General features: G+C 34.8%; 7 protein-coding genes. All 7 read left to right on the top strand.

Annotation, left to right across the window (positions count from 1 at the left end; translation table 11 throughout):
* Positions 1 to 140: 140 nt before the first annotated feature.
* The gene (locus tag CUN59_RS09590) at positions 141 to 353 is read left to right on the top strand and encodes a DUF2997 domain-containing protein (protein ID WP_104387637.1); all 213 of its coding nucleotides are present in this window, start codon (positions 141 to 143) and stop codon (positions 351 to 353) included.
* A 59-nt stretch (positions 354 to 412) separates the two neighbouring features.
* A complete protein-coding gene (locus tag CUN59_RS21700; RefSeq protein ID WP_207765397.1) occupies positions 413 to 667 on the top strand; it encodes a hypothetical protein in 255 nt (84 codons plus the stop codon).
* A gap of 80 nt (positions 668 to 747) precedes the next feature.
* Positions 748 to 1872: an AAA family ATPase gene (locus tag CUN59_RS09600; protein ID WP_104387638.1), complete on the top strand. Its 1125-nt coding sequence runs from the start codon at positions 748 to 750 to the stop codon at positions 1870 to 1872.
* The gene (locus tag CUN59_RS21985; protein ID WP_104387639.1) at positions 1869 to 2372 is read left to right on the top strand and encodes a hypothetical protein; all 504 of its coding nucleotides are present in this window, start codon (positions 1869 to 1871) and stop codon (positions 2370 to 2372) included. The genes CUN59_RS09600 and CUN59_RS21985 overlap by 4 nt, the downstream gene beginning before the upstream one ends.
* Positions 2373 to 2381: 9 nt before the next feature.
* Positions 2382 to 2963 carry a nucleotide exchange factor GrpE gene (locus CUN59_RS09610; RefSeq protein ID WP_104387640.1) on the top strand — a complete coding sequence of 194 codons (582 nt, stop codon included), beginning with the start codon at positions 2382 to 2384 and terminating at the stop codon, positions 2961 to 2963.
* Between the two features lie 157 nt (positions 2964 to 3120).
* Positions 3121 to 4707, top strand: a complete 1587-nt coding sequence (locus CUN59_RS09615) for an Hsp70 family protein (RefSeq protein WP_104387641.1) — start codon at positions 3121 to 3123, stop codon at positions 4705 to 4707.
* A gap of 463 nt (positions 4708 to 5170) precedes the next feature.
* Positions 5171 to 5923, top strand: a complete 753-nt coding sequence (locus CUN59_RS09620) for a photosystem reaction center subunit H (RefSeq protein WP_104387642.1) — start codon at positions 5171 to 5173, stop codon at positions 5921 to 5923.
* Positions 5924 to 6111: the final 188 nt, after the last annotated feature.

Raw genomic sequence — 6111 nt, forward strand, 5'->3', positions numbered from 1 at the left:
GAAGAAATATAAATAGAAGTCGGGGATCTGGTACTCTATTAATATTTACGATCAGATCCCCGACTTCTTACATAAATTAATCATTGATTGATCAAATCTTAACAGAAGTCGGGGATCTCAGGACGAAAGGAAAAATCATTATGGCAGAATATCAAAAGATTGAATATCGCATTGGTAAAGATGGTAAAATTGTGGAACGGGTTTTAAATGCCATTGGTTCTAGTTGTGTGGAAACTACAAAAGGGTTAGAAAAATCTTTAGGAGAAATAGAATCTCAGGAATTATTACCCGAATATTATCAAGATGATGAGTTAATTACAACTTCGGAAAATCAAACCTTACAACAACAATAAACTTAGATCCCCGACTTCTTTAAGAAGTCGGGGATCTGAAAACCAACTACATAAACAATATGCTAGAACAAATTAATCAAGCTGCTTTGGCTGTAATTCTTGTAATCATTGTTTATACTATTCTGCGGATATTATTCCCAGAAAATGATCAAGATACAATTATTGATAATCAATCTGTAACTTCTCCAGACACAGAACCGTTCCTTTTCTCTAACAATGAATGTACAAAAGAGGCTCTGCCTCCTGATAAAATAGGGGTAGAACCTCTAAAATGGCACTCCCAGCCTGGAGACTGGGAACGAGAAATTTCTTAGATAAGTTGGGTATTTGAACTTATAATGGGTATATCACCGCCCAAGAATCTTCATTTTTTACTTCTAGGAACGGCTTTATTATGCTTCAAAGACTATATGTAAATAACTTCCGATGTTTAGAAAACTTTGAACTGACAATGAAAGAGATGTCATCTGCTCTCTTGATTGGTAAAAATGGTGTAGGTAAATCAACTATTGCTAAGGCATTGGAGGTGCTTCAAGCTATTGCTAGAGGCACAAATAGATTGCGGGATCTTGCGAAAGAACCTCGTCTCATCGGACTGAATGATTTCGCTCATAGAAAGTCTGACGTTCCTATTCGTTTAGAAATAGAAGTATTACTTGAAAATAAATTATATAAATATATCTTAGCATTAGATTTGCCAGAAAATTTTAAAGAATTACGAGTTTTTGAAGAACAATTTTTAGTTGCAGGAAATCCAATTTACTCTCGAAAAGCCGCCCAGGTTACTATTCATAATAATGCCCAAAATAAGGAAGCTCAGTTTTCAGTAGATTGGCATTTAGTAGCGATGCCAATAATTAGCAATGATAGTGTTAATTTTTTCAAAAATTGGCTTTCTCAGATGATTATTCTATCGCCTATTCCCAGTTTAATGACTGGAAATTCCTATAGTGAAACCTTAGAACCAAAGCGAGATGGTTCAGATATTGGAGAATGGCTTTGTGGGATACTTGGTCGTTATCCTGCGTCCTATAGAGAAATTGACAAATATCTCCGAGAGATTATGGAAGACTTCCAAGATTTTGTCAATGAAATTATTGGTAAAGAATTAAAAAGTCTTGTGGTTAGATTTGAGAAAAATAAGGCAACTTTGAATGTTGATTTTCAAGATTTATCAGATGGTGAAAAATGCTTTTTCCTTTGTGCTTTAGTTTTAGCTGCTAATAAATTCTATGGACCTATTTTCTGTTTTTGGGATGAACCTGATAATTATCTTTCTCTATCAATAGTAGGTCATTTTATGATTTCTCTACAACGTTCATTTATAAATAATGGACAAATTTTAGTAACTTCTCATAATCCTGAAGCAATCAGAAAATTCTCCGATGAAAATACCTTTTTCCTCGATAAAAAAAGTCATTTAGAACCAACTTTAATTAGATTACTTAGTGAAATACCCGGTCGAGAAGATCGAGTTGATCTAATTAATGACTTAATTTGTGGAGACATAGAATTATGAGTCCCAATGACTATAGACCACAGCTTATTGTTTTAGTAGAAGATGATGCTCATCGTCAGATTGTTAACGGATTTTGTCTAGATTTAAACGTGGCTATTGATAGGATTCACCTTTTACAAGAAGCTCGTGGATGGGTAAACGTTAAAGATGAATTTAAAGAAAAATATATTCAAAAACTGCGACAAAATATTAATAAACATATATTATTAATTATTGATCGTGATGTTTATCAAAATAGAGAAATTCATGTACGAGAGTGTATTCCTGAAGATATAAAAAACAGAGTATTTATTTTGGTATTCAACCCCAATCCAGAAACGCTTAAAGATAATAAAAAGGATATTCAAAAAAGTTTTAAGAATATCGGAAAAGCACTTGCTAAAGCTTGCTCTGAAAGGGAAAATGGATTGTGGGAACATCCTGTTCTCCTAGACAATAAACCTGAGTTAGAACGAATGATTTTATCTGTTAAACTATTTCTGTTTCCAAATTTAGACTAAAAAAACAATATGCTAGAACAAATTAATCAAGCTGCTTTTGCTGTAATTCTTGTAATCATTGTTTATACTATTCTGCGGATATTATTCCCAGAAAATGATCCAGAAAATGATCCAGAAAATAATCAAGATACAATTATTGATCATGAATCTGTAACTTCTCCAGACACAGAACAGAAAATCAAAATTTTAGAGCTTGAAATTCAATGTCAACGACTCAGGGAGGAATTAAAACAACAATCTCAACAATTACAAAGCGATTTTCAAAATGAAACCTTTACCCAATTACAAACCTTACTCCGAAATTATCCCACAGTCAAAACAATGGTTTTAGCTAAACCAGAGTTACCAGCTAAAAACCTAGTTTCTCTATTTACACCTTTAGATAATTTAATTACCAGTTGGGGTTATACTCCTATTGGTGAAACTTGGCAACAAGTTAATTATAATCCCCAACTACATCAAGCTGATAATGATGATATTCAAGAAGGGGAATTAGTCTATATTCGTTTTGTTGGTTATCAAAATGGTGATAAAATTCTCTATCCTGCTAAAGTTAGTCGCACCCTTCCCCCAGGGTTTGATAATAATTAAATGATAATATCGTAGGTTGGGTTAAGCGAAGCGCAACCCAACAATCAATTATTTATGTGATCTCGCGCAAAGAATTTATCAATTGCGTTATACCCAACATACTGTTAATTATCTATCTGTTTTGTTGTTTTTTTTCTCAACCTAACCTACTTTAATTATGACAACTGTTGCAATTGATTTTGGTACAAGTAATACTGTAATTAGTATTTTAGAAGTTGATACTCAACAACCTAAAAGTTTACGCTTTCCTAATTTATCCCGTGTATTTGTCGGTGTCAATCCTCAAGGTGAAAGAGTAGAATACCCGGTTATTCCTAGTTTAATGTTTATTAAATTAGGTAATAATATTATATTAGGTGAAGGTGTTATCAGTCAAAGATTAGGACTTTCTCAAAGTTATCCTCCTGAACGGTTATTTAAAAAGTTTAAACGTGATTTAGCTGGAGATTATCAACCACCAGCAATCCAAATTGATGGCATAAATTATAATTCTGTTTCTATTTCTGAGTTATTTATTCAAGCTATTTGGACGGAAATAAAAAAGCAGAATATCGAACCTAGTCATTTAATTTTTACTGTTCCTGTGGGTGCTTTTGAACGTTATTTAGATTGGTTTCGAGATTTAGGTCAAAAATTAAATGTTCCTCAAGTTTCCATTGTTGATGAATCTACAGCAGCAGCTTTAGGTTATGCTATTAAAAATCCCGGTCAATTGATTTTGGTAGTAGATTTTGGTGGGGGAACTCTCGATTTAAGTTTAGTTAAAACTGTAACTAATTCTCATGAAAATAATAGTTTACGTGCTGAGGTTTTAGCTAAGTCAGAAGCTTATGTAGGTGGTGAAGATATTGATGTGTGGATAGTTGATGATTATTTACATTCTCAAAATCTCACACCTGAACAAGTTGGTAAAATCAGTTATCAAAATCTCCTAGAAATTGCTGAACGGTTAAAAATTCAACTTTCTAAAAATCCAACAGCTTCAGAAAGTTGGTTTGATGATGAATCTTTTATGTCTTATGAATTAAAAATTACCCGTGAAAAGTTAGAAGAAATTTTAGAATATAGACAGTTTTTACAACAATTACGGGATGCTTTAGATGAGGTTTTAACCTTTGCTTTAAAAAAGGGTATTTCTAAAAATGATATTGAACAGGTTTTGTTAGTAGGAGGAAGTTGTTTAATTCCCGCAGTTCAACAATTAATTATATCTTATTTTGGTAAAGCTAAGGTAAAATTAAATAAACCTTTTGATGCAGTTTGTCATGGTGCATTAGCCATTACACAAATTACAGAAATAGATGATTTTTTGCGTCATAGTTATGCAATTCGTTTGTGGGAAAGTTACAGTAAAAGTTATGTTTATCATCATTTATTTACTAAAGGTACAAAATATCCTTATCAACTTGATCAATGGTTAACTTTACAAGCTGCTAATAATGGACAAACAGAAATTCGTTTAGATATTGGTGAAGTTGGTGAGATGACGCAAACTGAAATTGCTTTTGATGCATTAGGAAGAATGACTTCTAGCACTCTTCAACATCAAGAAAGTTACCGTTCCTTAGATACCCAAGGTAAACAGGTTTGTGTGGCAAAACTTAACCCACCAGGTGCAGCAGGATTTGATAGAATAGCGGTGTTATTTGAGGTAGATTTTCGCCGAACTTTATTAGCAACTGTGAAGGATTTATTAACGGGAGAAATTTTAGTTAATCGAGGGGAAATTTATAAATTGAAGTAAGATATCATCCACCTTGCTTCGATGGGTATGCAGACTTGGATTTTATTGGGGACATAGGCAAGCGATCGCCTCAAGATTTTTTGGCGTTGCTGATTTGAGGTATGAAAATTATTTTTGATGATCTCCAAACCCTTGTAGAGACGTTCCATGGAACGTCTCTACATCTAAACAGGACTTACGCAAAATATCTCTCAAACCCTCTTTTCTTCGTTCTCTTCGTTCCTATGCCTTCGGCACGCTTCGCGAACGTGGTTCATTATTCCGTGACTTGTGCGTAAGTCCTACTAAATTCATACTTGGTTTCAGCAACGCCGATTTTTTCTACAATTTGATGTAAGAATTCCTCTGATTTTCTTGCTACCCTCAAAGTAGAGTTCAAGTTCCAAACAACAAGGTGGCAAAAGATCAGCCGCTGTGTTTATTAATCAAACTCCTCAGAAATAGAGAGTATGGGAGGGGAAATATGCTCAATGTTGTGCGTTGCAGTCAAATTATCGGTTCAATAGCAATAGATAGCTCGACATCTGCTCGTTTTGCTGAATTAGAAGAAGTCTGGCTTGATGATTCTGGGCGTATTGCCTATTTTTCAGGTGGGGAAGCTTATTTACCAGTAGCGGGAATTGCTGGAGTAGGTATGGGTGCAGTATCAATGTATTACCCTCCATTGCTTGATATTCCAGACAATCTTCACCGCTTGCATCAAATTACGGTTGAATCCGCGCTGGGTGAAACTCAAGGTTGGGTGGAAGATTTTTTATTTGATTGGCAAACTGGAGAAATCGCCGCTTATATTGTGGGTGGAGAAATTGCAGTTCCTTTTGGTGGACACGCAGTCCTGTATCCCGAAGATATTGAGGAAATTACCATCAATAAAGTAATTATTCGGGAAGATGTTCAAGAGCGACTTCAAGACGAATCAGAAGGATTGCAAGGTTTTTTGAGTGAGAAATCACAGCAAGTACAACATCTGGTACATATTATGGGCGATCGCTTACATCATCTTATTTCCCCCAACGATAAACCCGAAGTTGTCCACGTCAAAATTAAAGAAGTCAGCGACGAAGTAGCAGCTTCTACTGATCATCCACATCATGCCTTAGAAGAGGCTACGGAGTTTTTGCAAGAACAATGGCATAGTTTGCAACAAAGTATTTCCCGTGCGGGCGAGCGGACAAAATCGGCTTTAGATGCTGCTTGGAAACAAATCACTAAATAGGGGTTGCTGAATAAAGCTATAACCGTTTATTAATAGTGGTTTCGCAGATTTTAAGAACAAGTAAGTGCAAGGTTTTGGCAAATGGAGTCTCAAAACAGTTGCATTTTTCCTTGTCGGGTCGAGTCGAGTCGGATATGAGAAATTGAGGATATCCAGATAGTTGAAACTATTCCCTGTTACCTATTCCC

Source organism: Cuspidothrix issatschenkoi CHARLIE-1 (assembly GCF_002934005.1).
In the GTDB taxonomy this organism is placed as follows: domain Bacteria; phylum Cyanobacteriota; class Cyanobacteriia; order Cyanobacteriales; family Nostocaceae; genus Cuspidothrix; species Cuspidothrix issatschenkoi.

Bases quoted from the DNA above. Each gene is read 5' to 3' on its own strand.
- CUN59_RS09615 (WP_104387641.1), top strand. From the start codon at position 3,121: ATGACAACTGTTGCAATTGATTTTGGTACAAGTAATACTGTAATTAGT.
- CUN59_RS09620 (WP_104387642.1), top strand. From the start codon at position 5,171: ATGCTCAATGTTGTGCGTTGCAGTCAAATTATCGGTTCAATAGCAATA.
- CUN59_RS21700 (WP_207765397.1), top strand. From the start codon at position 413: ATGCTAGAACAAATTAATCAAGCTGCTTTGGCTGTAATTCTTGTAATC.
- CUN59_RS21985 (WP_104387639.1), top strand. From the start codon at position 1,869: ATGAGTCCCAATGACTATAGACCACAGCTTATTGTTTTAGTAGAAGAT.
- CUN59_RS09590 (WP_104387637.1), top strand. From the start codon at position 141: ATGGCAGAATATCAAAAGATTGAATATCGCATTGGTAAAGATGGTAAA.
- CUN59_RS09610 (WP_104387640.1), top strand. From the start codon at position 2,382: ATGCTAGAACAAATTAATCAAGCTGCTTTTGCTGTAATTCTTGTAATC.
- CUN59_RS09600 (WP_104387638.1), top strand. From the start codon at position 748: ATGCTTCAAAGACTATATGTAAATAACTTCCGATGTTTAGAAAACTTT.